This is a genomic window from Micromonospora sp. WMMA1923, from assembly GCF_049179195.1.
In the GTDB taxonomy this organism is placed as follows: domain Bacteria; phylum Actinomycetota; class Actinomycetes; order Mycobacteriales; family Micromonosporaceae; genus Micromonospora; species Micromonospora yangpuensis.
On record NZ_JBMHLZ010000001.1, the window covers coordinates 5485047 to 5510982 of the forward strand.

Consider the following 25936-nt stretch of genomic DNA (forward strand, 5'->3'; position numbering starts at 1 on the left):
ACGGTCTCGCCCCGCGACGGTCTCGCGCAGCTCTCGCGGACGATTCCGCACCACCCTCGCTGACCGGCGGGCCGCCGACCATCGGGTCTTTCCCGGACTGGCCGGCCCGGCCGAGGCCGGCGAGAGTACGAACGCGCAGCTGCGTGCGGATCCAGATCAGTCACCCGCCGGAGCCGGTCGGCACGCCGACGGAGGAGTCCGATGACCGCCCGTCCCACCGAAGCCGTCAAGCCGGGTAACCGCGGTTGGAGCCGCGACTTCCGCCTGCTCTTCGCCAGCGACGCGACGGCCCAGCTGGGTTCCCAGGTCACCATGACGGTGCTGCCGCTGGTGGCGATCGCCCAGCTGGACGCCTCCGGCACCCAGTTGGGCGTGCTGCAGGCGTTGTACATGCTGCCGTTCCTGGCTCTGCCGTTGCTGGCCGGCGTCTGGATCGACCGCCGCAGCCGGCGTCCGGTGCTGATCCTCTGCGATCTCGTCCGGGCCGCGCTGGTGGTCACCGTGAGCGTCGCGGCCTGGCTGGGCGTGCTCACCCTCCCCCAGCTCTTCCTGATCGCCCTGCTCGGCGGCTGCCTGTCGGTGGTGTACGACATCAGTCTCCTCGCCTACGTCCCGACCATGGTCGGCCGCAGCCGCCTCGACGGGGCCAACAGCGCGCTCGGCGTCAACCAGGCGGTCGGCGGCACGGTCGGCCCCGCCCTCTCCGGCGTGCTGGTCCGGGTGATCGGCGGTCCGGCGACCCTGCTGGTGGACGCCGTCTGTTACCTGTTCTCCGGGCTGTCGTTGGCGCTGATCCGGCACCGGGAGCCGACGGAGACCCGTACCGGCCCACGCAACCTGCGCCGGGAGGTGGCCGAGGGGCTGCGCGCGGTCTGGCGGACGCCGCCGATCCGGGCGATCGTGGTGCACGCCGGCCTGTACAACCTCGGGATGGAGCTGCTGGCGATCGCGTTCCTGGTCCGCGTGGTGACCGACCTGGACCTGGGCACCTTCGTGTACGGCATGGTGCTGACCGCCGGCGGGGTGGGTGCCATCGGTGGCGCGCTGCTCGCCCCGGTGCTGATCCGGCGGATCGGCTACGGTCCGGCCGTCGGCGCCGGGGTGGTCCTCGGCGTGCTGGCCTACCTGGCGCTGCCGCTGGCCGGCACCGGGGGCACGGCGATCGTGGCCTGGTCGGCGGGCTTCCTGCTCGGCTCGGCGGGCAGCGGGATCGGCAGCGTCGTCGCGGTGACGGTGCGCCAACTGCTCACCCCGTCGGAGCTGCACGCCCGGATGAACGCCAGCTACCGGCTCATCGCGTTCGGCGGGATCCCGGTCGGCGCACTGGCCGGTGGCGTGCTCGTCGACGCGCTCGGCTCGCGTACCACGATGGGGATCGCGGTGGCGGTGGTCGCGCTGTCGGCGGTGCCGGTCCTCACCCGACCGGTCCGCACGCTGCGCAGACTGGACGGGCCGGACGGGGGTGGGTTCAAGGCGTGACCGGGGTCTCCCAGTGTGCGGCAGCGGCCAGCTGCCGCACCGTGTGCTCGCCCATCAGCGCCTCCACCGGCAGGCTGAGGCCGGACTCGCGGGCCGCCATCACCACCCGTACGGCACGTAGCGAGTTGCCGCCCCGGGCGTAGAACTCGTCGTCCACGTCGACCACCGCGACGTCGAGCACCTCCCGCCAGAGCCGGGCGATCAGCTGCTCGGCGGGGGACTGCGGGGCCCCGCCGGTACCCGCCGACGGCGCTCCGGCCGGTGCCCCGGCCGACGCCGGTTCCTCCGGGTAGCCGGGGCCGTCCCCCCGCGCGCCGACCGCCGAGGTGATCGCGCAGGGCAGCGCGGCGGTGTCGAGGTCCGGGTCGTCGGCCGCCGCCGACAGCACGTCGAGGAACGAGCGGGCCAGCAGCTCGGCGGTGCGTTGCTCGAAGAGGTCCGCCGACACCGCGAAGGAGGCGACCAGGGTGTCGTTCTCCGTCGCCAGCTCGGTCAGCACGTCGAACTCGATGTGCGTCACCGGGACCGGCACCTGCTCGACGGTGAGGTCCCCCATCCGGCCCAGCCGTGGGAAGGGGGTGTTGTTGAGGCCGAACATCGCCCGCGCCAGCGGCAGCCGGCCGGCCCGTCGGCGTACCCCGGCCACCTCGACGATCCGCTCGTACGGCGGCTCGGCGTTGGCCAGCGCGGCCAGCCACCGGTCACGCACCTCGCCGAGCAGCTCGCGGAAGGTCGACGTGCCGCCGACCGGCACCCGCAGCGGCAGGGTGTTGACGAAGAACCCGATCACCGGCTCGACCTCGGCCTGGTCCCGGCCCGCCACCGGTACCGCGACGACCACCTCGGGCTGCCCGCTCCACCTGGCCAGCACGACCGCGTACGCGGTGAGCATCAGCATGAAGTCGGTGACCGAGGCGTCGACGCCCGAGCGCAACCGGTGCAGCACCTCGGCCGGCACCCGGCTGACCGCGGTGTGCGCCGTGGCCTGCGGCTCCGCCGGATACGGCAGGTCCGGCGGCAGCCGCAGCGGGGCCGCCCCGGCGAGCTGCCCGCGCCAGAAGTCGAGCTGCCGGGTGAGCGACTCCGAACCGGCCGTCTCGCGCTGCCAGACGGCGAAGTCCGCGTACTGCACCGCCAGCTCGGGCAGCTCGACAGGCGTCCCCTCGCGGTGCGCGGCGTACAGGACGCCCAGCTCCCGGACGAGCACGCCGAGCGACCAGCCGTCGGCGACCGCGTGGTGCACCACGATCACCAGGAGGTGTTCCTGCGGGGCGAGCCGCAGGAGGCGGCAGCGGATCAGCGGGCCGACGCCGACGTCGAACGGCTCCCGGACGGCCGCCGCGACCGCCGCCGACGCATCGTCGACCGGCTCCACCACCTCCAGCGGTACCGGCACCGAGTCGCGGATGAGCTGGCACACCGCGCCCTGCTCCATCCGCAGCACCGTCCGCAGCGCCTCGTGCCGTTCGACGATCTCGGTCAGGCAGCGCTGCAGCACCGCCACGTCGAGCGGGCCGCGCAGCCGTGCCGTCGCCGGCACGTGGTACAGCGGCGAACCAGGCTGGAGCTGCTCCACCAGCCACAACCGCTCCTGACCGAACGAGGCGGGCAGCAGGTAGGCGTCGTCAGACATGTCACGCTCTCCGGTCGGTGGGGTCGGCGGGACGGGTGACCCGGTACCGCTCGCGGGACACCCGGCCGATGGTCGGCGGGGCCGCTGCGGACCCGCCGTCTGCTCGCGCGGCCCGGACCGCCGCGGCCATCCCGGCCACCGTCGGCGCGGCGAAGACCACCGGCAGGGCCACCTCGACCCCGAGCACGGTACGGACCCGGGTCAGGATCCGTACCGCGACGATGGAGTGGCCACCGAGCGCGAAGAAGTCGTCGTGCGCGCCGACCCGGTCGACGTCCAGCACCTCCGCCCAGATGGCGGCCACCGCGCGTTCGGTGTCGTCCCGGGGGGCGACGAAGGCCTGCGGCGACGTCGGCGCGGCGACCGGCAGCGCGGCGCGGTCCAGCTTGCCGTTGGCGTTCAGCGGCCACCCGTCGAGCACGGTGACGGTAGCGGGCAGCAGCGCGGCGGGCAGCCGGTCCCGCAGGTGGGCCCGGAGCACCGCCGGCAACTCAGGTGCCCGGGTGGCCCCGTCCGGGCAGGTCACCCAGGCCAGCAGCAGCGCGGCGCCGTCCGGTCCGGGCCGGACGTCGACCACGGCCGAGGCCACGTCGGCATGGTCGGCCAGGGTCGCCTCGATCTCGCCAGGTTCGATCCGGACGCCCCGGATCTTCACCTGCCGGTCCAGCCGGCCCAGGTAGTCGAGCGTCCCGTCGGGCAGCCAGCGGACCCGGTCACCGGTACGGTACGCCCGCGCGCCGGGCGGACCGAACACGTCGGGTACGAAGCGTTCGGCGGTCGCCGCCGGGCGGTTCCAGTACCCCCGGGCCACGGCCACCCCGGCGATCAGCAGCTCACCCGGCACCCCGACCGGCACCGGCTGGCCGTGGCCGTCCACCACGTGCAGGCGTACCCCGGCGATGGGACGGCCGATCGGCACCCGTGGCCCGTCCTCGGGGCGGCACCGGTGCCAGCTCACGTCGACGGCCGCCTCGGTGGGGCCGTACAGGTTGAACACGGCGGCACCGGGCAGCTCCCGGGCACAGGCGGCGACCAGCGACGGGGGCAGCTCCTCGCCGCTGCAGACCACCCGGCGCAGCGCCCCGCCGCAGTCCGCCGCCGCGCCGGCGGCCAGGAAACCCGCAAGCATCGACGGTACGAAGTGGACGGTGGTCACCCGGTGCTCGGCGATCGTGGCGGCCAGCCGGGCGGGATCGCGGTGTGCGCCCGGCTCGGCCAGCACGCACTGCGCGCCCACGAGCAGCGGCCAGAACAGCTCCCACACCGATACGTCGAAGCCCAGCGGGGTCTTCTGCAGCACCGCCTCGCCCGGCTGCAACCCGAACGCCTGCTGCATCCAGAGCAGCCGGTTGACCACCGCCCGGTGGGTGTTCATCGCCCCCTTCGGGCGGCCGGTGGAGCCGGAGGTGTGCAGCACGTACGCCAGGTCACCGGGGGTGGCCACCGGCTCGGGGCGGTGCTGCGGGAGGCCGCCGGCGGACACTTCGGCCCCGTCGAGTTCCAGCACCGGCGTGCCCTCGGGCACCGCTGCGGTGACCGCCGCCCGGTGCCGGGCGACGGTGAGCACGACCGGCACCGCCACGTCGGCACCGATCTGGGCGAGCCGGGCCGGCGGGTGCTCCGGGTCGAGCGGCACGTACGCGCCACCGGCCTTGAGCACCCCGAGCAGGGCGACCAGCAGGTACGGCCCGCGGGGCAGCGCGACACCCACCGGTCGGTCCGGTCCGATCCCCCGGGCCCGCAGCAGGTGCGCCAGCCGGTTCGCCGCGGTGTCCAGCTCGGCGTAGCTGAGCCGGTGCCCGCCGGAGCGCACCGCCACCTGGTCGGGCCAGCGGTCGGCGGCCACCTCGACCAGGCCGTGCACGGTGGCCTCGGACCCCTCCGTCGGCGGGCCGCCCGAGCCGAACCGCTCGACGACCTCGATGCGTTCGGCCGGGGAGAGCAGCGGCAGATCCGCCAGCCGGGTGTCGGCGGTGGCGTGGGCCAGGACGGTCCGCAGGCCGGCCGCGAAGCGGACGGCGGTGTCGGGGTCGAAGAGTTCGGTACTGTACTCGACGGTCCCGTCGAGACCGCCGTCCGGCGCGGTGGCCAGCTCCACGGAGAGGTCGAACTTCGCGGTGCCGGTCTCCACCGGGAAGAACCGGACCTCCAGCTCACCGACCCGCACCCGGCGTACCGGGCGGTCCTCGTAGCTGATCAGGTGTCCCACGATCGGCGGTCGGCCACCGCTGTCGCGTTCCGGCCGGAGCCGCTCCACCAGCAGGTCGAACGGCACCGCGCTGTGCTGGTGCGCATCCAGCAGCGTGTCCCGGGCCTGCTCCAGCAGGTCGACGAAGCGGTCCGCCGGGTCCAGTCGCAACCGCAGCGGCAACGTGTTGACCAGGCACCCGACCACACCGGCCAGCTCCGGCCGGTGGCGTCCCGCGTGCGGGGTGCCGAGCACCACGTCGTCCTGGCCGGCCCAGCGGCCGGCGACGACCGCCGTCCCCGCCAGGGCGGCCAGGAAGGGGCTCGCCCGGTGTTCGGCGGCGAGCGCCGCCAACCGGCCCGCGACCCGCGGCTCGATCGAGAACCGGTGGGTGTCGCCGGCCGAGGTCGGTTGGAGCGGGCGGGGCCGGGTGGTCGGCAGCTCCAGCAGGGGCGCGTCGGCGAGCTTCGCCCGCCAGTGGTCGAGCTGGCTGGCCGCCTCGGCGGAGGCCAGCCAGCCGGGCTCCCAGCACGCCACGTCCCCCAGTTGCAGGCCCGACCGCGACTCGGACTGCGCACCGCCGGCCCCCTCGGCGTACGCGTCGAGGAGCTGCCGGAGCAGCAGGTCGAGCGACCACCCGTCGGCGACGATGTGGTGCAGGACGACTACCAGCAGGTGGTCGTCGTCGGCCAGGCGCAGCAGGCGGCACCGCAGCGGCGGGCCGGCGGGCAGGTCGAACGGCTCCCGGGCGATCTCCCGGGCCAGGCGCAGCGCGGTCTGCTCGACCTCGGCCGGGGTACCCGCCAACGGCTGCGCGGGCAGCTCGATCAGGCGCGGTGCCGCGGCGGGCAGCTGGGTCGCGATGCCGTCCGGGCCGGGCGGGAAGACGGTACGCAGCGCCTCGTGCCGGCGGACCAGGGTGGTCAGCGCGGTGGCCAGCGCGGCCACGTCCAGTGGTCCGCGCAGCCGGGCCCCGGCGGCGATGTGGTAGACCGGGCTGCCGCCGGAGAGCCGGTCGAGGAACCACAGCCGGCGCTGGGCGTACGACAGCGGCGCGCCCGGTCCGGTGCGCGGGGTGACGCCGGCCGGTCCCCGCCGCACGCCACGCTGGGCGGCCAGCCGGGCCAGCAGTTCCCGTCGGTCGTCGGTGAGCCACCCCGGTCCCGTCGACATCTCAGCCACCCACCGCTCCGGAGCCGCCGGCATCCGCCGTCGCCCGGCGGATCAGGGCGTCCGCCGCGGTTCGGCGCAGTTGGGCGGGGGTGCCCCACCAGCCGGCGTCGACCACCGCCCGACGGAAGTAGAGCTGGGCGTCGCTCGCCTCGGTCAGCCCGTACGCGCCGTGCAGGTGCACCGCCTCGGCGGCGGTCTCCCGGGCCAGCTCCGCGGCGAGCATCAGCGCCTGGGCCCCGGCCAGCACCGGGTCGGCGTACGCCGGGTCACCCAGGGGTGTCGGGCCGTCGGCGCGGGCGGCGCGGCGGACGAGGGCGAGCACGGCGTGCCGGCGGGCGGTGAGCGCCGCCAGGCGGAACGACAACGCCTGGTTGCGCGCCAGCGGCTGGCCGAAGGCGGAACGGGACCGCAACCGGGCGGTGGTCAACTCGACCGCACCACGGGCGCCGCCGAGGAGGTAGGCGGCGTGCCGCAGCCGGGCCCGGCCGATCGCCTCGGCGTACCGGCTGCCGTGCCAGCAGCCACCGGGCAGGGTCGCGGCACCGTCCAGGTCCACCCGGTAGAGGTCGCCCCGGCCGGTGTCGTCGTGCCGACGCAGGCGCACCCCGGGCTGGTCCCGGGGCACCAGTCGCAGCTCGGTGCCGGCCGGGCCGGGTGCCGGCACCAGCAGCAGGTCGCAGTCGGCGGCGAAGGCGACGAACCGGCGTACCCCGTGGATCCGGTCGTCGTCGACGGTGACCGGGTCGGGCACGGCCGGGTCGGTGCGGCCGTCGGTGCGGGGGGCCACCGCGACGGCACACCGACCGGCGGCGATCGCGACCCGCACCTCGCGCGCCGCCGGGCTGTCAGCCTCGGCCGTGGCGAGCAGCTCCGCGGCGAGCACGGTGTCCGGGTACGGGCTCTGCAACAGGCTCTCGCCCATCAGCTCGGCCAGCTCCACCAGCTCCGGCAACGGCTCCGGCCGGTGCGCACCGGCGTCCGGGTCGGCCCAGGCCAGCGCGCCGAGACCGACCAGGCTCTGCCAGACCGCCTGCCGGGCGACCCGGTCGTCCGGGTCGACGGCCGCGTCGGCTCCCGCACCCATCGGGCGTTCACCGAGCCGGCGCAGGGTGGGCACCAGCTCGGGGTCGAACAGCTCCCGGTAGTCGGCGCTCACTGCAGCTCCAGCCCGCTGGTCGCGATCAGGTACAACATGATCTCCGAAGTGCCGGAGGCCAGCCGCTGGGTGGGGCTGGCCCGGTAGGCGGCCTCCAGCAACCCCTCCTGCGGTGCCTCGCCGTCCCAGGCCGACAGCGCCAGGTCCAGGCCGAGGCCGTCACCGGCCGCCGCCATCACGTCCCGGACCTGCTCGGTGACAAACCACTTGGCCATCGCCGAGCGCACCGGATCGGGCTCGCCGCGCGCCAGGTCGGCGACCATCTCCCAGGCCAGCGCGTGCCCGGCGCGCAGCCGGGCGTCGAGGTCGGCCAGCCGGTCGGCGTACGCCGGATCGTCGAGCGCGCCGGTCGCCGCCGCCTGCCGCACCAGCAGCTCGAACTGGCGGCGGGTCTTGGCGTGGAAGTCGATGCCGGTGCGTTCCCGCAGCAGCAGTTCGTTGATCAGCTGCCAGCCGTCGTCCGGGCGGCCCACCACGTCGTCGGCGGTCAACCGGACGCCGTCGATCACGACCAGGGTGAACTGGTCGTTGCCGATGCCGGGCACGGTCTCGATGTGCACGCCCGCCGAGCGCAGCGGCAGCAGGAACAGCGTGATCCCGTGGAACGGCACCGGGCTCTCGGTGGTCCGGGCGGCGCAGAGCGCCACCTCGGCGAACTGCGACTTCTGGTTGTAGATCTTGGAGCCGGTGAGCCGCCAGCCGTCGCCGTCGGGTTCGGCGCGGGTGCGCAGCGCGGCCAGGTCGGAACCGGCCTCCGGCTCGGTGAAGAGCACGGTCGCCATCCGCTCGCCCCGGGCCAGCGCGGGCAGGTGCGCGGCGCGCTGGGCGTCCGAGCCGTGTCGCAGCACGAACGCGCCTACCAGGTCGATGCTCAGCACGTGCAGGTCGTCCGGTACCCCGGCCAGCCCCATCTCCTCGGTGACGACCGCCGCCTCCGTCGGGCCGAGGTCGGCGCCGCCGTACCGGGTGGGCCAGTCCGCCGCGAGCCAGCCCCGCTCGCCCAGCCACCGGTAGATGTCCAGCAGCGCGGGTTCCCGGCCGGCCGGATAGCGGGCGATCTCGACCACCGCGTCCCGGACCCGTGGCTCGGCCAGGAACCGCCTGACCTCGGCGCGGAACCGCCCGGTGTCGCCGCTCACCGCCGCTCCCCGGTCTCCGGCGGGGCCGCCTCCAGGGTGGCCAGCAGGTCGGCCAGTTCGTCGTCCGAGGCGGCGGCCAGCTCCTGCTCCTCGACCAGCTCGGCGAGCTGGGCGATGGTCGCGCCGACGAAGACGTCCCGCAGGCTCAGCGTCACCCCGAACCGGTCCCGGATCCGGGACACCAGCTGGGTGGCCTGCAGCGAGTTGCCGCCGACGGCGAAGAAGCTGTCGTGCACCCCGAAGCCGTCGGCGGTCAGCAGCTCGGCCCAGATCTCGGCGAGCACGACCTCGGTGGGGGTGCGGGGCGCCACCGTCGGCACCGGGGCGGGGCCGCCGCCCGATTCCGCGAGGAGCCGGTTGCGGTCGAGCTTGCCGCTGGCCCCCCGGGGCAGCTCGGGCAGCTCCACGAGCTGCCCCGGCACCAGGTACGCCGGCAGCCGCTCGGCCAGAAACTGACGCAGCCTGGCCTGGTCCAACGTGGTGCCCGGCACCGGCACCACGTAGGCCACCAGCCGCGCGTCGGCACCGCTGCCCCGGGCCAGCACGGCCACCTCGGCGACCTGCGGGTCCGCGCCCACCACGTGTTCGATCTCGCTCGGCTCGATGCGCAGCCCGCGCAGTTTGATCTGGTTGTCCACCCGACCCAGGAACTCCAGGTTCCCGTCGGCCCGACGACGCACCAGGTCGCCGGTGCGGTACAGCCGGCCACCGGGCGCGCCGAACGGATCCGGTACGAAGCGTTCGGCGGTCAGCCCCGGCCGGCCCACGTACCCGCGGGCGACCCCGACGCCGCCGACGTACAGCTCGCCGGGTACGCCGACGGGTACCAGGTTGCCGGCCGGGTCGAGGACGTACGCGGTGTAGTTCGCCAGCGGCACCCCGATCGGCGGCATCGACTCGTGGTGCTCGTCGGGGCACCGGTAGTTGATGCAGGCGACGGTGGCCTCGGTCGGGCCGTACCCGTTGTGGAACTCGCGGTCCTTGGTGTTCCACCGGTTGACCAGCTCACCGGGGAAGGGCTCCAGGCCGACGAAGAGGGTCCGCAGCGCGGGCAGCCCGGTCGGGTCGAGCAGGCCGAGCACCGCCGGCGGCAGGTCGGTGACGGTGACCTGCTCGTCGCGCATCAGCGCGGTCAACGCCGCCGGGTCCAGCAACGTCGTCCGGGGTGCCTGCACCAGGGTGGCCCCGCTGCACAGGGCGCTGAAGAAGTCGAAGAGGCTCACGTCGAAGGACGGGTTGGCGAACTGCAGCACCCGGTCACCCGGACCGAGCCGGAACAGCTCGACGATCGCGGTGGTGAAGTTGACGATGCTGCGGTGCTCGACGGCGACGCCCTTGGGCCGCCCGGTCGAGCCGGACGTGAAGATCACGTACGCCAGGTCGCCGGGCCCGGCGACCGAATCAAGCCGACCGCCGGGCCCGGCGACCGGATCAAGCCGACCACCGGGTCGGGCGACCGGCCCGATCCGACCACCGGGCAGTTCGCGGTGGGCGGGGTCAGCGGCGAGCACCGGTACCGTCTCCGGCGGCAGGTCGGCGGCGAACTCGGCGGCGGTGACCACGTGCCGGCAGCCCGCCTCGGCCAGCAGGGTGGCCCAGCGGGCCGGCGGATGGTCCGGGTCCAGCGGCAGGTACGCCCCGCCGGCCTTGAGCACGGCCAGCATCGCGGTCGGCAGCTCGGGCGAGCGGGGCAGCAGGATCGCCACCGGTGTCTCCGGGCCGACCCCGGCGGTCCGCAGCGCCCGCGCCAGCCGGTTGGCGGCGGCGTCCACCTCGCCGTAGGTGTGGGTGGCACCCTGCCAGCGCAGGGCCGGCGCCTGCGGGTCGGCGTCGACCCGGTCCTCGAAGAGCTGGTGCAGGCAGCGCTCCCGGTCGGGCGGCCCGGTCTGGGTGTCGTTGGCGGTGACCACCAGCGCGTGCCGCTCGTCGGCGGTGAGCAACGGCAGCTGCGACAGGCGTCGCCCCGGCTCGTCGACCACGCCGGCGAGCAGCGTCAGGTAGTGCCCGAAGAGCCGGGAGATCCGGTCCGGCTCGAACAGCTCGGTGGAGAACTCGGCCCACAGCCGCATGCCCGCGCCGGGCGTCTCGGTCACCTGCACCGCCAGGTCGAAGCGGGCCGTGCCCAGCTCCAGCGGGAAGAGTTCCGCACCCACGTCGGCGAAGCGCGCCGACCCGGCGGACGCGGTCTCCATCGTGAACGACACCTGGAACAGCGGGTTGCGGCTGGGGTCGCGCTCCGGCCGCAGCTCGTCCACCAACCGACCGAACGGCAGGTCCTGGTGGAAGTGCGCGCCCAGCACGGTCTCGTTCGTCCGGGCCAGCAGCTCGGTGAAGGCCGGGTCACCTTCGGTGGAGGTACGCAGCACCAGGGTGTTGGCGAAGAACCCGATCAGCGGCTCGATCTCCGGGCTGGTCCGGCCGGAGAAGACCGACCCGATCACCAGGTCCCGCTGACCGGTGTACCGGGACAGCACCGCGGTGAACCCGGCCAGCAGCACGGTCAACAGGGTCACCCGCTCGGTACGGGCCAGCGCCACGAGCCGGGAGTGCAGCTCGGTGGGGATCACCGTCTCCAGGGTCGACCCGGCACCGGTAGGTACCACCGGTCGTGGCCGGTCGGTCGGCAGGTCCAGGGTGGGCAGCCCGGCGAGCCGGTCCCGCCAGTAGCCGAGCTGCTTCTCCAGCACCTCGCCGGTCAGCCGGCCACGCTGCCAGACGGCGTAGTCGGCGTACTGCACGGGCAGCGCGGGCAGCGGACCGGCGACACCGGTCAGCTCCCGCTGGTACAGGGTGATCAGGTCGCGCAGCAGGATCTCCGCGGACCAGCCGTCGAAGGCGATGTGGTGCAGGGCGAGCACGAGCACGTGGTCGTCGTCGGCGATCCGGATCAAACTGGGCCGGAACACCGGGCCGGTGCCCAGGTCGATCGGTTCCCGGGCCACGGCGGTGACGATCTCGGCGGCGCCGGCGACCCCGGTCGCCTCGACCACGTCCAGCTCCGTCGCCTCCGGTGCCGGGTCGACGATCTGGTACGGCACCCCGCGCTCGGCCGCGTACCGGGTGCGCAGCACCTCGTGCCGGTCGACCAGGGCGGTCAACGCCCGACCCAGCGCACCGACGTCGACCGCCCGGCGCAGCCGGATGGCCACCGGCGAGTTGTAGACCGGCAGACCGGGGGCCCACTGGTCGAGGAACCAGAGCCGTTGCTGGGCGAACGACAACGGCAGCGGCCGGTCCCGACGGGCCGGGGTGATGGTGGCACCGGTCGCCCGGGTGGCCTGCCGTTGCCGCTCCCGGACCGCCAGCAGCGCGCGGCGGGTGTCGGCCAGGCTGGGCACCGGTGCGCCGGCGCTGGGGGTACTTCCGGCGGAGGTCGACATGCGCTAGCTCCCGGCGGGGGTTCGGACCGGCTCGGACAGGGTGACCGTGGTGCCCTGGCCGGCCAGGGCCGCGGTCAACGGGCCGGTGCGCCGGCCGTCGGCGATCAGCACCCGGCCGACCCCGGCGAGCAGCGCGTCGTGGGCCGCCTGCAACTTGACGGTCATGCCCGCCCCGGCGATCTCCGGCGACGGTGGCTCGGCCGGGGACAGCTCCAGCCGCCCGACGACGCTCGTCTCGTCCGCCGGGTCGCGCAGCAGGCCGGGCGCGCCGGTGAGGAAGACCAGCTCGGCCGCGCCGAGCGCGCCGGCCAGCGCGGTGGCGACCCGGTCGGCGTCCACGTTCACCGGGTGGCCGTCCTCGCCCAGCGCCGGTGGCGACACCACGGGCACCACGTCGGCGGCGAAGAGCGTCCGGAGGAGCTGCGGGTCCACCCGGGTCAGCCGACCGTTGTGGTCGTCGCGGATGACGACCTTGCGCCCGTCGAGCACGGCCCGGTGCACCGCGGTACGGCGCGCGGTGAGCAGTCCGGCGTCCAGCCCGGTCAGGCCCACCGCGCGGGCCCCGGCACGGGCCAGCGCGGCCAACAGCCCCGGCTTGACCTTGCCGGCGAGCGCCATGGTCAGCACCTCCAGGGTGGCCGGGTCGGTGTACCGGCTGGACGACCCGCTGGGGGTGGTCAACCGGCGCTGCGGCAGGCCGAGCCGCGCCGCGAGCCGGTCCAGCTCCGCCGCGCCGCCGTGCACGAGCAGCACCCGCCGCCCGTTCCGCTGCAACGCCGCGATCTCGGCGCACAACGCGTCGTGCGCGATCGTGGCGGCCCCGCCGCACTTGACCACGGTGATCTGGTCGTCCATCACGCCCCCGCCTAGATCGGATGCAACCCGAGGAATTCCAGCCCACGGCGTTCGGGCAGCCCCATCCGGACGTTGAGGCACTGCACGGCGTTGCCCGCGCCGCCCTTGCCGAGGTTGTCCAGCGCGGCGATCAGGACCAGCTCGCCGTGCGCGGCGTCGAACGAGAACCCCACGTCGCAGTAGTTGGTGCCGAGCAGGATCTTCGGCTCGGGCAGGCGGTAGTTGCCCCGGCGCTGGGCGATGACCCGGACGAACGGCTCGTCGGCGTACCGGGCGCGGTAGGCGGTGCGGATGTCCAGCTCGGTCAGCCCGTCCGCCGGGGTGACACGGCACAGCACCTGGGCCCCGCGTACCGCGTCGACCCCGGTCGCGCCCATCCGCACGGACAGGCCGGTGGCCTGGGCGATCTCCGCCTCGTGCCGGTGCCCCGACGGCGCGAAGACCCGCAGCACGCCGGCCCGCTCGGCGTGCTGGTTGACCTCACCTGCCTGCGAGCCCGAGCCACTCGACCCGATCCGCCCGTCGACCAGGACGTCCGGGCCGATCAGGCCGGCGGCGGCCAGCGGTTGCAGGGCCAGGATCGCCGCCGTCGCCATGCAGCCCGGCACCGCGATGGTGTCCGCCTTGGTGAGCGCGGCGCGGTGCAGCTCCGGCAGACCGGGTACGGCCACCGCCGCCAGCTCGGGCGACGGGTGCTCGCCGCCGTAGTACCGCCGGTACGTGGCCGGGTCGGCCAGCCGCAGCTCCGGACCGATGTCGATGAGCACCGCACCGGCGTCCACCCGGGCCCGTACCGCGTCGCTCATCGCCGCTCCCGGCGCGGCGAGCAGCAGCACGTCGCAGTCGGGCAGCCGGTCGTGCGGCGCGTACGTCAGGTCGGTGTGCCCGCGCAGGGTCGGATGGTTGCCGTCGACCCGACGCCCGGCCAGCCGGTCCGAGGTGGCGGCGACGACCGTGACGTCCGGGTGCGGAATCAGCATCCGCAGCAGCTCACCGCCGATGTACCCGGCTCCGCCGACGACGGCGACGTCGACCACTACTCGCCCCAGTCCTCGTCCACGTCCGGCGCGACCGCGATCAACAGCGGGTCCACGGACATCACCTCGATCTCGGCGCGGCACTCGGGGCACTCCAGGATCTCGTTGAGCTGCACGCTCTCCGGCACCGAGATGCCGCCACCGCACTGCGGGCATGCCGACATGCTGATCAGTCCTTCCACTGCGGACGGGACGGCCCCGCGGGGAGCCGTCGCCCGGTCGGTAGGCCACGAGCGGCCAGGCCGGCGGGCGGTCGACACGGGACCGCTCCGATCGTCGCGCGCGGTGGCTCGGGCGGGCAGTCGGGGACTCTCCTGACTGCCCGGCCCCGGGGCCGTCGGGTGGCCGGTCAGCAACGGTCCAGCGCAGCCAGGGCCCGCTCGTGGTCGGCGAGCATGGCCGCGCACCGGCGACGCAGCCCCGGCACGGCCGACGCACGGTCGTGCCGGGCCGACGCGACCGTGATCCGCAGCGCCGACCAGTGGTGGGCCACCCGCTCGACCAGCCGGGCGTTCTCCCGCAGGCCGGGCAGCGCGAACCGGTCGGCCGCCCGGTACAGGTAGTCGGCGTGCAGGCCGGCGACCGCCATGGCGGGCTCGCCGACGAGGAAGACCTCGTCGACAAGTCCCGGCTCGTCGGCGAACCGCTCGGCGACCCCGTCCAGGTACGTCCGCAGTCCGGCCAACCCGGTCAGCGCCGCGGTGCCGTCGGCTTCCTCCGGTGACCCGACGGCGGAGTCGTCGGCCCGCTCGGGCGCGGCGGCGGTGCCGTCCAGCCGCTCCGGTGCCCCGGCAGCGGTGAAGCCGGCGAGGTTGGCGCGGATCGCGGCGCGTACCGAGTCCGGGTCGAACGGCGGGCCGTCGGGGCGTACCGACACCTCCAGCCAGCGGTTGCCGATCGGGTTGGCGGTGTAGAACATGTCCCGGTCGTGCCGGACCGGGTTGGCCGAGTCCCGCGCCGCGGTCAGCGCCTCGATGGTGATCGGCCCCTGGAACGCCGGCGGCACCGGATCCGCGACGAACACCTCGCCGGCCTCGTCGTCGAAGCCGTAGACCACCAGCAGGTGGTTGGTGTGCACGTCGCGGAAGGCGGGCCGGAACGGCAGGTGGAAGTTGTCCGCGGCGACCGCGACCGGGTTGCCGGCGGCGACGGCGGCCCGGACCTGGGCCCAGCCGGAGTCCGCGTCCGCCGGCTGGTGCCACCGCGAGGAGACCGGATGGTACGGCGCCAGCCCGGCGAACAACGAGTCCCGGGTGGGCGGGAAGTAGTACTCCTCGCGCGGCACCGGCCCCGGCACGTGGTGGAACCCCCAGTACGCGCCGAGCACCTCCAGCGGGTCCAGCCCGTGGAACTCCAGCAGCACCCCGGCGGTGGTGTGCAGGCAGTACGTCAGGTCGTGCCGCCAGGTGCCGATCGGGGCGAGTTCAGTCCGCATCGGGCCACCCCTCCGCCGGCAGTTCCGCGTCGGTCACCGCGGTCAGCGCGAAGACGTGCATCGCCGGGTTGTCCGGCAGCCGCACGGCGTGCACCTCTCCGGGGCGGCTCACCGGGATCCGCTGCTGCCAGATGGCCGGTGCCATGCTCGGCTGCGGGTGCCGGGGGTAGAGCATCCGCGAGCAGCGGAACGCCAGCAGGTCACCGAAGCGCGGTGCGGTGTCCGGCCAGAAGTCGGAGATCCGCAGCCACTCTTCGGCGGTCGATCCGTCGGTGTAGTGCAGTCGTACGGTGTCCTCGGTCCGGCGCTCGGCGGCGGCCAGCACGTACAGCCAGTCGTAGTGGCCGGGGGGCAGCGCGACGACCTGGCCCCGGCAGCGGATGTTGTCCCGGTTGCCGGCCAGCGGGAACGAGAACGACACCCCGTCGACCGTGCACACCCCACCGGCGGGTGGCAGCTCGTCGGCCGGGAACGCGTTGCCCCAGATGTTGAAGCCGCCGCCGTGCGGCCACCGGGGCACCACGATGCCGAGGTTGTCGACGTGCTCGGTGAGGTCGACGTGCCGCTGCCTCGTCCCGGCCCCGGCTCCGGTGCGGGTTCCGGTGGTCACGCCGGCCGCCGCATGCCCAGCACCAGTTGCGCCTCGGCGGCGATCCGCTCCGGGGTCACCCCGACCAGCTCCAGCAGTTCGAGTTCGTCGCCTACCGCGTCGTGGAAGCCGTCGGGCACGCCGACCCGGCGTACCGGGCAGGGTGCCGCCTCGCCGACGACCTCGGCGACCGCGCCACCCATGCCGCCGACGACCAGGTGGTCCTCGACCGTGACGATCCCGGCGGTCTGCCGGGCCGCGGCCAGCAGCGCCTCGGTGTCGATCGGCTTGACGGTGTGCAGGGCCAGCACCCGCGCGTCGATGCCCCGCTCGGCGAGCAGCTCACCTGCCTGCACCGCCATCAGCACCGGGTAGGGGCCGGTGGCGACGATGGTCACCGCCGCGCCGTCGCGCAGCGGCACCGCCCGGCCGAGCTGGAAGGTGGTGCCGTCCGGCCAGGGGATCCGGGGCGTCGCCGCGCGGCCGAGCCGCAGGAAGAGCGGGCCGGGCAGGTCGGCGGTGGCCGCCACGGCCAGCCCGGTCTGCACGTCGTCGGCCGGAACCACCACGGTCATGTGCGGCATCGTCCGCATGATCGCGATGTCCTCGACGGCGTGGTGGGTGGGCCCGTAGTGGCCGGCGGAGAAGCCGGAGTGGGTCACCACGATCCGTACCGGCAGGTTGTTGCCGGCCACGTCGATCTTGATCTGCTCGCAGGCCCGCGCCGCCGCGAAGCTGGAGATGGTGTTGGCGTAGGGCCGTAACCCGGCGGCGGCCATGCCGGCCGCCATCCCCATCATGTTCGCCTCGGCGATGCCCAGGTTCAGGTAGCGCTCCGGCACCTCCACGGCGAAGCCGGTCTCCAGCCCGCCCATGTCGGTGTCCAGGCACCACACCCGGGGGTCCCGGCCGGCCAGGGCGAGCAGTTCGGCCCGGTACGCGTCGCGCGCCGCCACCGGTGCGGCGCTGTCCACCTCGGGCGGTGCGGCCTGGCTGGTCATCGCGGTTCCCCCGTCGGGTTCGGTGCCGGCGGCGCGTCGGCTCGGGACTTGCGGAGCCCGGCCACGGCCCGCTGGAACAACCTCGGCGAGAGCGTCACGTGGTGGCTCTTCTTCTTGCCCTCGAAGAGCCCCACCCCGCGCCCCTTGACCGTGCGGGCCAGCACCACTGTCGGTCGGCCGGCGGTCACCGGCAGTCCGGCGAAGACCTTCCGCAGCTGGTCGTGGTCGTGGCCGTCGACCTCGGCCACCGCCCAGCCGAAGCTGCGCCACCGGTCGGCCAGCGGTTCCAACGACACGCACTCCTCGGTGTCGCCGGTGATCTGCAGCCCGTTGCGGTCCACCACCGCCACCAGGTTGTCCAGGCCCTGGTGCCCGGCGAGCATGACCGCCTCCCAGACCGAGCCCTCCTGCAGCTCGCCGTCGCCGAGCAGCACGAAGGCGCGGGCACCGGTGCCGGCGGCGCGCGCGGCGACCGCCGCCCCGCAGCCCAGCGAGAGCCCGTGCCCGAGCGAACCGGTAGGGAACTCGACGCCGGGCAGCCGGCGCAACGGGTGCCCGGCGAGCCGGCCGCCGGACACCGCGTAGCTGTCGCACTCGTCGGCGGGGATGAACCCGAACTCGGCGAGGACCGCGTACAGGGCGGCACCGGCGTGGCCCTTGCTGAGCACGAACCAGTCCCGGTCTCCTCGGTCCGGTTCGTCGGGCGAGACCCGCAGCACCTCGCCGTAGAGAACGGTGAGCAGGTCCGCCACGGACAGGCAGCCGCCCACGTGGGCCCCCTGCGGGGTGGCCGCCATCTTCAGGATGCGCTCGCGCACCCGGTACGCCCGCTCGGTGCTGTCGGTCGAGGTCATCGGGTCACCGTCCTGCTCCGGCCCGCCGCGGCGGCCATGCTGGCCAAGGCGGGAAGGTGCGCCCAGACCTTCTCGAACGCGTCGGCCACCCGCCGCAGCACCGGCCCGGCCGCCGGGTTCAGGTGCCAGCGCTGCAGGGTCAGCGAGTCCGCGATCACCTCCTGGGTGACCGGGTGGTCCTCGGCCCGGTACGGCTCCCGGGGCCCGCCCGGCAACCGCCACGGGTACCCGCCGAAGCCGGTCAGCTCCTGGAACGCCTGCTGGCCGGGGAGGGCGACCAGCTGGTACGGCTGCACCGGCACCCCCTCGGCCCGCAGCGCCCGGTGCAGCACCGCGCGCATCGCCGCCGGCGGCACGTCGAAGCCCATCTCGGCCGGGCGGAACCGCAACCGCAGGATGTGCCAGCTGTGGGTCCGCTCCGGCGGGCAGGTCGGCACGACGACCCCGGGCAGCTCCGCGAGCCGGCCCAGCAGCTCGGTCACGTTGCGGTGCCGGGCGGCGGCGTACTCGTCCAGGCGGGCGAGCTGGCAGCGGGCGAAGGCGGCCTGGACGGCGCTCATCTTCTCGTTGCCGGCCAGCAGCCGGGAGACGTAGTCGCGGGCCCGGCCGCCGGTGAGGTCCTCGCCGAACTGCCGGGTCAGCACGATCCGCTCGTGCACCCCGGCGTCGACGGCGGTGACCAGGCCACCCTCGCCGCAGGTGGGCAGGTTCTTGGTGGCGTTGAGGCTCACCGTCCCGACGTGCCCGACGGCGGCGACCCGGCGGCCCCGGTAGGTGGCCCCCTGCGCCTGTGCGGCGTCCTCGACCAGGAACAGCCCGTGCCGGTCGGCCAGCTCCCGCAGGGCGGTCAGGTCGGCCGGCAGGCCGTGCAGGTGCACCACGATGATCGCCCTGGTCCGGGGGGTGACGGCGGCGGCCGCCGCGACCGGGTCCATGGTGAAGGTCACCGGGTCGACGTCGACGAAGACCGGCACGCACATCCGCTGCACCGGGGCCACCGCGGTGGCGATGAAGGTGAACGCGGGGACCAGCACCTCGTCGCCGGGCTCCAGGCCGAGGCCGGCGAGGGCCAGTTCCAGCGCGGCGGTGCCGTTGGAGACCGCCGCCGCGTGCGGGGCGTCGACGTACGCCGCCCACTCGCGCTCCAGCGCGGAGACGTCCCCGGACCCGGCGTCGTTGGAGGTGAACACCCCACGGTCGAGCACCCCGCGTACGGCCTCCTGCTCGGCCTCGGTGACCACCGGCCAGCCGACGAGGTCCCGGGACGCGTCGGCGGCGGGCAGGCCGCGCGGGCCACCGAGCATGGCGAGCTGGTCGTGGCCGGTCATCGCGGTGCCTCCGAGTCCGAGGTGACCAGGGTGGCGGCCAGGATCCGGGCGGTGGGCACGTCGGGCAGCCGGACCCCGGTCAGCACGGCCCGCCGGGTGACCGGCACCCGGTGGGTGCCGCGCCCGGCCGGCAACGGGAGCGTCTCCGGGTCCACCGCGTCGGCGTAGTGCAGCCAGACGGTCTCCGCGCCGGGCTGCGGTGCCGTCTGGTCGATCCGCAGGTACAGCCAGTCGTACCGGCCCGGTGGGAGGCTCATCAGCTGGCCGGCCAGCGGCACCGCGTCGGGCCGCAGGGGTACCCGACGCCCGTCGTCCGGTGCGGCGGCGACCCACTCGTCGGCGCTCACCGGGTCACCTCGTCCAGGTGCCGCAGGACGTAGTCGACGTAACGCTCGACCAGGTCCTCGGAGAGCACCTTGATCGCCCCGTGGAACTCCGGGGTGTGGTTGACCTCGTTGACGAACATCCGGCCGTCCCGGTCCTCGATCACGTCGATGCCCAGCACCCCCTCGCCGATCACCCCGGCGGTCGCGGTGAGCAGCTTGACCAGGTCGTCGGAGAGCGGGCAGCGCTCCGTCCAGCCGCCCCGGGCGGTGTTGGTACGCCAGTTGTCCGAGCACTTGTAGATCGCCCCGGCCACCTCGCCGCCGAAGACGTACGCCTTGATGTCGCGCCCCGGCTTGTCGATGTACTCCTGGACGAAGGTGATGTTGTGCTGCGGGCCGGGCAGCGCCGCGCGGTGCTCCAGGATGCTGTCGGCCATGTCCTGGTCGGTCAGCCGGGCCCCGAGCCGCCCCCACGACCCGATCAGCGGCTTCACCACCGCCGGGTAGCCGAAGTCGGCCAGTTCGGTGCGCGCCGTCTCCGGGGTGAGCGTGACCATGGCCCGGATGGTCGGCAGGCCGGCCTCGCGCAGCGCCAGGGTGGTCAGCAGCTTGTCGCCGCAGAGGTTGATCACCGCCGAGGAGTTGACCACCGGCACCCCGAAGTGTTCGAGCAGCCGCACGGCGTACGAGTTGCGGGTGTGCGAGATCTCCCGGCTGACCGCACCCCGGTACGGGGCCTGGTGCTCGCCGGCCGCCTCTCCGCCGCGCGGCAGCTGGGCCGACCAGGTCCGGGTGTCCAGCTGTTCGAAGGCCACCCGGCGCTCGCGCAGAGCCGCCATGATCAGGCGTTCCTCGACGCGTACCAGCGAGGTGAGCAGGGCCAGCGGACGGTTGTCACCGGTCACGTCGGCGTCTCCTGTCGGTCGTCTGATCGGGTCGACGTGGTCACGCCGGCCCGTCCCGTCGTGGCGCGGTCACCCGCGGGTCCGGTCACGGGGTCACCGGCGGGTCCGGTCGCGCGGCCATCGGCGAGGTCGCCGGCGAGCAGGAGCAGGGCGTCGGTGAGCACGTCGACGGCCAGCCGGTACTCGGCCACCGAGATCCGTTCCTGCGCCGTGTGGCAGAGCCGCGAGTCGCCCGGTCCGTACGCGACGACCGGCACCCGCCAGACCGGTCCGACCACGTTCATGTCCGACGTGCCCAGCTTGCGCTTGGCCACCGGCTGGCCGCCGTGCTGCCGGACCGCCGTGGCGAAGGCCCGCCACAGTGGCCCGGTACGGGTGCCCCGCACCGCCGGCACGCTCTCGGTCACCTCGATCCCGACGCCGTCGGTGAGGCCACGCACCAGCGCGACGAACTCGTCGGCGTCGAAGTCGGGTGGGATGCGGCAGGACACGTCCGCGACCGCGGTCTCCAGGTCTCCGGTGATCCCGACCAGGGTCGGCATGATCCGGTCGAAGAGCGCGGTCTCCGCCGGTACGCCGTCGGTCAGCCGGGACCGCAGCGCGTGCCAGAGGCCGGCCACCGCCTCCGCCGCCGTCTCCTGGTCGGAGCTGGTGTGCGCCGGTGGCCGCCGGACGGTCAGCCGCAGCCGCAGCACCCCCTTGTAGCCGACCGCGATGCCGTACGCGCCGTTGGGCTCGCCGATCACCACCGCGTCGGGCCGCACGCCGGTGAGCAGGTGTCGGGCACCGACGGAGGCGCGTTCCTCGTCCACCGCCCCGACGACCAGCAGCCGACCGGGGAACCGGCCGGCGAGCCGGATCCCGGCGCTGACCATCGTGGCGAGTGGGCCCTTCGCGTCGACGGTGCCCCGTCCGTGCAGGACGTCGCCGTCGAGCCGTACCGGCGGGGCACCCGGCACGGTGTCGAGGTGGCCCAGCAGCATGACGGTGGGCCCGGTCGCGGCGTCACCGGTGCTGCCGATCACGTTGCCTACCTCGTCGAGCCGCGCGTCCAGTCCGGCCGCCCGCAGGTGCGCGGCGACGTGGCGGGCCAGGGCGTCCTCGGTGCCGGAGACCGACGGGATGTCGACCAGGTCCCGGAGCAGCCGCGCCTCGGATTCGGCCACCGCCCCGGGCGTCATCGTCACCGCCCGCCCGGTCGGTCGGTGGGCGCGCCGTCGTCCGACCGCCAGCGGTTGAGGTCCACCAGCAGCATGTCCCGTACCCCGGTGCCGTTCTCCGCACCGACCGGGGTGACCTCGTGGGTCACCTCGCGGTCGGCGACGAACAACGAGTCCAGCGGCTCGGTGAGCGTCGACTCGACCGGCGGGCCCTGCCTGGGATGGATGACGGAGAGCCCACCCGTGCAGTTGTCCCGCCGGATGAGGTGCATCCCGACGAAGTGGTGGCCGTCGCTGTGCCGCCCCTCGGGCGTCGGCAGCCCGGCCGAGGTGGGCTGCGCGATGATCCGGACCAGGTGCAGGCCGACCTCCCAGTCGGTCATGCCGGACAGGTCCCGGGCGAGTCCGGCGTCCAGCGCGAGCAGGAAACGCAGCGCGGGTGAGCGCAGGAACTCCTCGGCCACCGGGGCGAAGACCCTGGTCCGCCCGCGCCAAAGCGGGATGGTGTCCTGCCGGAACGCCGTGTTGGCGAGCGGGGTGACCACGGGCCCGTCCGCGCCGAGGACCACCCGTACCCGCCCGTACCGGCGGCGGCGGTAGGTCACGCCCTCGGCGACCTGCTCGTCGACGGGCAGGTCCGCCCACGCCTCGCGCAGGGCGGCGAACTCCGGGTCGGGTAGCTGGGCGCGCAGGTGCTGACCGGCAAGGACGGCGAAACCGTCGCGGCGGATCGCCTCGGCATGGCCAGCTGACCCGGTGGTGCCGCTCGGCCGCACGGTGCGGTTGATGGTCATGTCGCCTCGTCCCCCCGTACCGCTGCGCTGCGCACCCGTGCCGGGTGCGGTGCCCGCGGTGCCGGTCCTCGCCACGTCTGACGACCCTGACACGTCCGGCCGGGAAACGATCGTCGGTAGATTCCCCGACTGGTTGCTCCGGTGGACCGGTCCGTCAGGCCGTCCGGCCTGGGACGTCGTGCGTCACGGCACCGGCCCGGCCGACCAGGTGGGCGATCTCCGCCCGCGAGGAGACGGCCAGTTTGACGAAGATCCGCCCCAGGTGGGTCTCCACGGTCTTCGGGCTCAACGTCAGCAACCTGGCGATCTGCCGGTTCGTCAGCCCGCGCGCCACCAGGCAGGCGATCTCGGACTCCCGGGGACTGAGCAGGCCGAGGTGACCGGCGGCGGTCGGCGGCATCTCGACGGCGACCTCGGCCCGGGCGGATTCGACCGCCGCGACCAGGTGTGCCGGCGAGCCGAGCCGGGCCACCAGGTCGGCCGCGTGGTGGAGTTCGGCGTCGGCGGCCGACGTCGACCCGACACCGAGGTACCGCCTGGCGGCCAGCAGACAGGCCCGGACCGCCGTGGCCCGGCAGCCCGAACCGCCCTGCGCGCCCAGCCGCCGGGCCAGCAGGTGCGGCTCCTCGGCGTGGCTGCCGTTGACCTCGACCAGGACGAGCTGCGCGAGCGCGATCTGCTCCGGCAGCCCCAGCTCGGTCGCCACCACGCAGGCCCGCTTCGCCCAGATCGGGGCCGCGTCCTGCCCCCGCGCCGCACCGGCGCGGGCCAGCAGGCCGAAGGCCCGGGCCTGCTCGAAGGCGGGCAGCCGGACCAGGTCCTCGCCGCCGCCGCTCTCCAGCACCAGCAGGCGGCAGGCGTCGGCGTCGCCGGCGCGCAGCTGGGCCTCGGCCCGGACCAGTTGGGCCCGGTGCCACCAGGCACTGTTCACCACCGCGTCCACCGGGGACGTACCGGTGAGTTCCAGGGCCTGGTCGAGTTCGTCCCGCTCGAGGGCCACCTCGGCCCGGACGACCGCCGCCATCGCGGCCAGCAGGGTGCTGTCGGTACGGTCGGCGAGGGCCAGCGCGCGGGCGGCGAGCCCGGCGGCGTCGTCGAGCCGGCTCTCCCGCACCGCCAGCAGGGCGAGCCCGCACAGGGCCGCGACCTGTGCCGGAACGTCACCGCTGGGGCCGGCGACGAGCAGGCAGCGGTTCAGCCGGTCGTGGGCCGACGCCGGGCGTTCCAGCAGCAGGTCGGCCCAGCCGAGCCAGCCGAGCAACGCGGGACGGCCGGCCAGCTCGTCGGCGCTGAGCCGGCCGACCAGCTGGCCGCACTCGTCGGCGCTGCGGACGGCCGCGCCGGGCACCCGGGCGGCGAGGCGGACGACCGCGTTGACGGCCAACGCCTGCGCCTGGAGCACCCGCGACCCGCTGCCGACGGCCGCGACGATGGCGTCCTCGCACCAGGGTGGAGCGTTCTCCAACGGCCCGGCCTCGAAGGCCCCGGCCACGGAGAGCGCCACCCGCAACCGGGCGGAGTGCGCCCCGCCGTCGTGGGCCGGAGCCGTCCGCAGCGCACGGATCAGCAGGTCCTGCGCCTCCAGTGGGCTGCCGGCGAGCATGGCGAGATCCGCTCTGATCCCGGCGACCCGCGCCTGCTCGACTCGGTCCGTGGTGGTTGTGCCGGCCAACGCGTCCCGCCGGTCGAGCACGGACCGGACGGCGGCCAGGTCCGCCGCGCGCAGCTGGCAGCGCGCCAGGGCGGTCAGCAGCGGCCGGCGACGCCGGTCGCCCTCGGGGTCGGCCGGCAGCATCCGTTCCGCGGCGACGTACCAGCGCAGGGCACGGTCGTTGTCGGTACCGGCCACCGCCCGGGCCGCCGCGATCAGGACCTCGGCGGCGGCCACCGAGGCCACCGAGGCACCCCGCTCGACATGGTCGGCGTACGCCTGCACCGGCGCGCCCCGGTGCCGCAGCAGGTCGGCGGCGAGCTCGTGGGCGGCCAGCAGCCAGCCCTGGGGGGTGCTGCGGTACACCGCGGCCAGCAGCGCCGGGTGCACGAACCGGAAGGTGCCCACGCCCCGCCCGGCCTCCAGGAACCCGGCGTCGACCAGCTCGTCGAGGCCGGTGAGCGCGTCGGCGGACGCCAACCGGGACAGTGCCGTGACCAGCTCGACGTCGGCGTCGTTTCCGAGCACCGCGGCGGCCCGGGCGACCGAGCGTGCCCCCGGGGTCAGGGTCTCCAGCTCCGCGCAGAACTCCGCCGGTGGAACGGCGTCCGGCTGCGACCACCACGGCACCACCGGGCAGTACGGCTCACCTGTGCAGTTCCGCCAGTACTCCCTGAGCAGGGCCGGATTGCCTCCGCTGAGCGCCGGTGCGGACCTCAGGTGCCGCCCGCAGACCCGGCCCCGGCCGAGCGCCGCGACGTCGTCCGGGCCCAGCGGCGCCAGCTCGACGTGGGTCACCGAGGTGGGTGCCGTGCCGGAGGTCGTCGGCACCGCGCCGAACGGTGCGCCGGAGCGCCGCCGGTGGTACGTCAGGACGGTGAGCACCGGTGCGCGGGGCGGCCGGCGCAGCAGCTCGTGCAGCAGCGCCACGGTGGCCGGGTCGGCGCGTTGTACGTCGTCGAAGAGCAGCACCAACGGCCGGTCCGCGGTCAACCGGCCACAGAGCGTACGCAGCGCCGACGCGGCGTCGTAGGGTGCCGGCACGGCCACCGGCCCGTCGGTGGCCAGCCGGGGGAAGACGCCGGCCAGGGTCCGCCGGGTGACCGGGTCGAGGCCGGCGGTCAGCTCCGGCCGGTCGGCGAGGTCGTCCTCGAACGCCTCCACCACCGGGGCGTACGGCCGGTGTGCCCCGCGCACCGAGATCGCCACGCTCCGGAGCCGGTGTCCCCGGTCGCGGGCCAGTTCGGCGTACGCGCCCAGCAGGGCGGTCCGGCCGAGGCCCCGCGCCCCGGCGACGAGCAGGACACCGCCTACCGGCTCCACGGCCGTCAGGGCGTCGAGCCGGGCGGTGAAGAGCTGGAGCTCCCGGCACCGTCCGGCCAGACTCGACGGTGCCGATCGCGGTTGACCGAGGTCGAACACGTAACTCCCAGGGTGGAGGGGACCCAGGCGGTTGTTCCGGTTCAAGGGGCCGGCGCTCAAGGGGCCGGCGTTCAAGGGGCCGGCCGGGCCGCTCGCCGCAGCCGGCTGGTCGTCGGTCAGCCCGGCTGGGCGGTGTCCCGGCGGACACTCAGCGGCCGCATGTCCACCCAGACGGTGTCGATGTGGTCGAGGCACTCCTGCCGGCTGCCGGTCGTGCCCACCTCGGCCCAGCCGGCCGGCAGCTCGCGGGCGGCCGGCCAGATCGAGTACTGCTCCTCGTCGTTGCGGACGACCGTGTAGACGGTGTCGTCGGTGTCAGCCTGCATGTGCGCACCTCACGGACGGTGTCGGAGACTTGTGGATCATTTTTTCGGATGGTACGACACTTGCTCAACCGCAGCCTCCCGGCGAGGATGGCCCCTCCGCAACGA

At 74.8% G+C, this 25936-nt stretch carries 20 protein-coding genes; 1 reads left to right on the forward strand and 19 read right to left on the reverse strand.

Going from position 1 to position 25936, the window contains the following annotated elements:
• The first annotated feature begins 201 nt into the window (after positions 1 to 201).
• On the forward strand, positions 202 to 1479 hold the full coding sequence (locus ACN28G_RS24895) for an MFS transporter (RefSeq protein WP_091445413.1): 1278 nt from the start codon (positions 202 to 204) through the stop codon (positions 1477 to 1479).
• Here ACN28G_RS24895 and ACN28G_RS24900 read toward each other — a convergent pair.
• From ACN28G_RS24900 to ACN28G_RS24990, 19 genes are all read right to left on the reverse strand, one after another.
• Complete coding sequence (locus ACN28G_RS24900) at positions 1469 to 3112, reverse strand: condensation domain-containing protein (RefSeq protein WP_421480448.1); 1644 nt, start codon at positions 3110 to 3112, stop codon at positions 1469 to 1471. The two genes, ACN28G_RS24895 and ACN28G_RS24900, sit on opposite strands and share 11 nt — an antisense overlap.
• A 1-nt stretch (position 3113) precedes the next feature.
• Complete coding sequence (locus ACN28G_RS24905) at positions 3114 to 6473, reverse strand: non-ribosomal peptide synthetase (protein ID WP_421480449.1); 3360 nt, start codon at positions 6471 to 6473, stop codon at positions 3114 to 3116.
• Position 6474: 1 nt separating this feature from the next.
• A complete protein-coding gene (locus tag ACN28G_RS24910) occupies positions 6475 to 7629 on the reverse strand; it encodes an acyl-CoA dehydrogenase family protein (RefSeq protein ID WP_421480450.1) in 1155 nt (384 codons plus the stop codon).
• The gene (locus tag ACN28G_RS24915) at positions 7626 to 8768 is read right to left on the reverse strand and encodes an acyl-CoA dehydrogenase family protein (RefSeq protein WP_091445422.1); all 1143 of its coding nucleotides are present in this window, start codon (positions 8766 to 8768) and stop codon (positions 7626 to 7628) included. The genes ACN28G_RS24910 and ACN28G_RS24915 overlap by 4 nt, the downstream gene beginning before the upstream one ends.
• Positions 8765 to 12148, reverse strand: a complete 3384-nt coding sequence (locus ACN28G_RS24920) for a non-ribosomal peptide synthetase (protein ID WP_421480451.1) — start codon at positions 12146 to 12148, stop codon at positions 8765 to 8767. The genes ACN28G_RS24915 and ACN28G_RS24920 overlap by 4 nt, the downstream gene beginning before the upstream one ends.
• Positions 12149 to 12151: 3 nt before the next feature.
• Positions 12152 to 13003, reverse strand: coding sequence for a [LysW]-aminoadipate kinase (locus tag ACN28G_RS24925; RefSeq protein WP_091447685.1), 852 nt, complete (start codon positions 13001 to 13003; stop codon positions 12152 to 12154).
• A gap of 11 nt (positions 13004 to 13014) precedes the next feature.
• The gene (gene argC, locus ACN28G_RS24930) at positions 13015 to 14040 is read right to left on the reverse strand and encodes an N-acetyl-gamma-glutamyl-phosphate reductase (RefSeq protein ID WP_421480452.1); all 1026 of its coding nucleotides are present in this window, start codon (positions 14038 to 14040) and stop codon (positions 13015 to 13017) included.
• Entirely contained in the window at positions 14040 to 14204 is a 165-nt protein-coding gene (gene lysW, locus ACN28G_RS24935; RefSeq protein WP_091445428.1) for a lysine biosynthesis protein LysW, read from the reverse strand. Before lysW ends, argC begins: the two co-directional genes overlap by 1 nt.
• A gap of 185 nt (positions 14205 to 14389) precedes the next feature.
• On the reverse strand, positions 14390 to 15475 hold the full coding sequence (locus ACN28G_RS24940) for a BtrH N-terminal domain-containing protein (protein WP_421480453.1): 1086 nt from the start codon (positions 15473 to 15475) through the stop codon (positions 14390 to 14392).
• Positions 15465 to 16085, reverse strand: a complete 621-nt coding sequence (locus tag ACN28G_RS24945; RefSeq protein ID WP_421480454.1) for a hypothetical protein — start codon at positions 16083 to 16085, stop codon at positions 15465 to 15467. Before ACN28G_RS24945 ends, ACN28G_RS24940 begins: the two co-directional genes overlap by 11 nt.
• A complete protein-coding gene (locus tag ACN28G_RS24950; protein WP_091445434.1) occupies positions 16082 to 17065 on the reverse strand; it encodes a transketolase family protein in 984 nt (327 codons plus the stop codon). The genes ACN28G_RS24945 and ACN28G_RS24950 overlap by 4 nt, the downstream gene beginning before the upstream one ends.
• Positions 17062 to 17919, reverse strand: a complete 858-nt coding sequence (locus ACN28G_RS24955; RefSeq protein ID WP_091445436.1) for a transketolase — start codon at positions 17917 to 17919, stop codon at positions 17062 to 17064. The genes ACN28G_RS24950 and ACN28G_RS24955 overlap by 4 nt, the downstream gene beginning before the upstream one ends.
• The gene (locus ACN28G_RS24960; protein ID WP_421480455.1) at positions 17916 to 19247 is read right to left on the reverse strand and encodes a DegT/DnrJ/EryC1/StrS family aminotransferase; all 1332 of its coding nucleotides are present in this window, start codon (positions 19245 to 19247) and stop codon (positions 17916 to 17918) included. Before ACN28G_RS24960 ends, ACN28G_RS24955 begins: the two co-directional genes overlap by 4 nt.
• Positions 19244 to 19594: a hypothetical protein gene (locus ACN28G_RS24965; RefSeq protein WP_421480456.1), complete on the reverse strand. Its 351-nt coding sequence runs from the start codon at positions 19592 to 19594 to the stop codon at positions 19244 to 19246. The genes ACN28G_RS24960 and ACN28G_RS24965 overlap by 4 nt, the downstream gene beginning before the upstream one ends.
• Positions 19591 to 20478, reverse strand: a complete 888-nt coding sequence (locus ACN28G_RS24970; RefSeq protein ID WP_217628887.1) for a RimK family alpha-L-glutamate ligase — start codon at positions 20476 to 20478, stop codon at positions 19591 to 19593. Before ACN28G_RS24970 ends, ACN28G_RS24965 begins: the two co-directional genes overlap by 4 nt.
• Complete coding sequence (locus tag ACN28G_RS24975) at positions 20475 to 21659, reverse strand: M20/M25/M40 family metallo-hydrolase (RefSeq protein ID WP_421480972.1); 1185 nt, start codon at positions 21657 to 21659, stop codon at positions 20475 to 20477. Before ACN28G_RS24975 ends, ACN28G_RS24970 begins: the two co-directional genes overlap by 4 nt.
• Before the next feature lie 2 nt (positions 21660 to 21661).
• Positions 21662 to 22432: a 2OG-Fe dioxygenase family protein gene (locus tag ACN28G_RS24980; protein ID WP_421480457.1), complete on the reverse strand. Its 771-nt coding sequence runs from the start codon at positions 22430 to 22432 to the stop codon at positions 21662 to 21664.
• Positions 22433 to 22586: 154 nt separating this feature from the next.
• Entirely contained in the window at positions 22587 to 25505 is a 2919-nt protein-coding gene (locus tag ACN28G_RS24985) for an AAA family ATPase (protein ID WP_421480458.1), read from the reverse strand.
• Between the two features lie 116 nt (positions 25506 to 25621).
• Entirely contained in the window at positions 25622 to 25831 is a 210-nt protein-coding gene (locus ACN28G_RS24990) for an MbtH family protein (RefSeq protein ID WP_091445446.1), read from the reverse strand.
• Between the last annotated feature and the right edge of the window lie 105 nt (positions 25832 to 25936).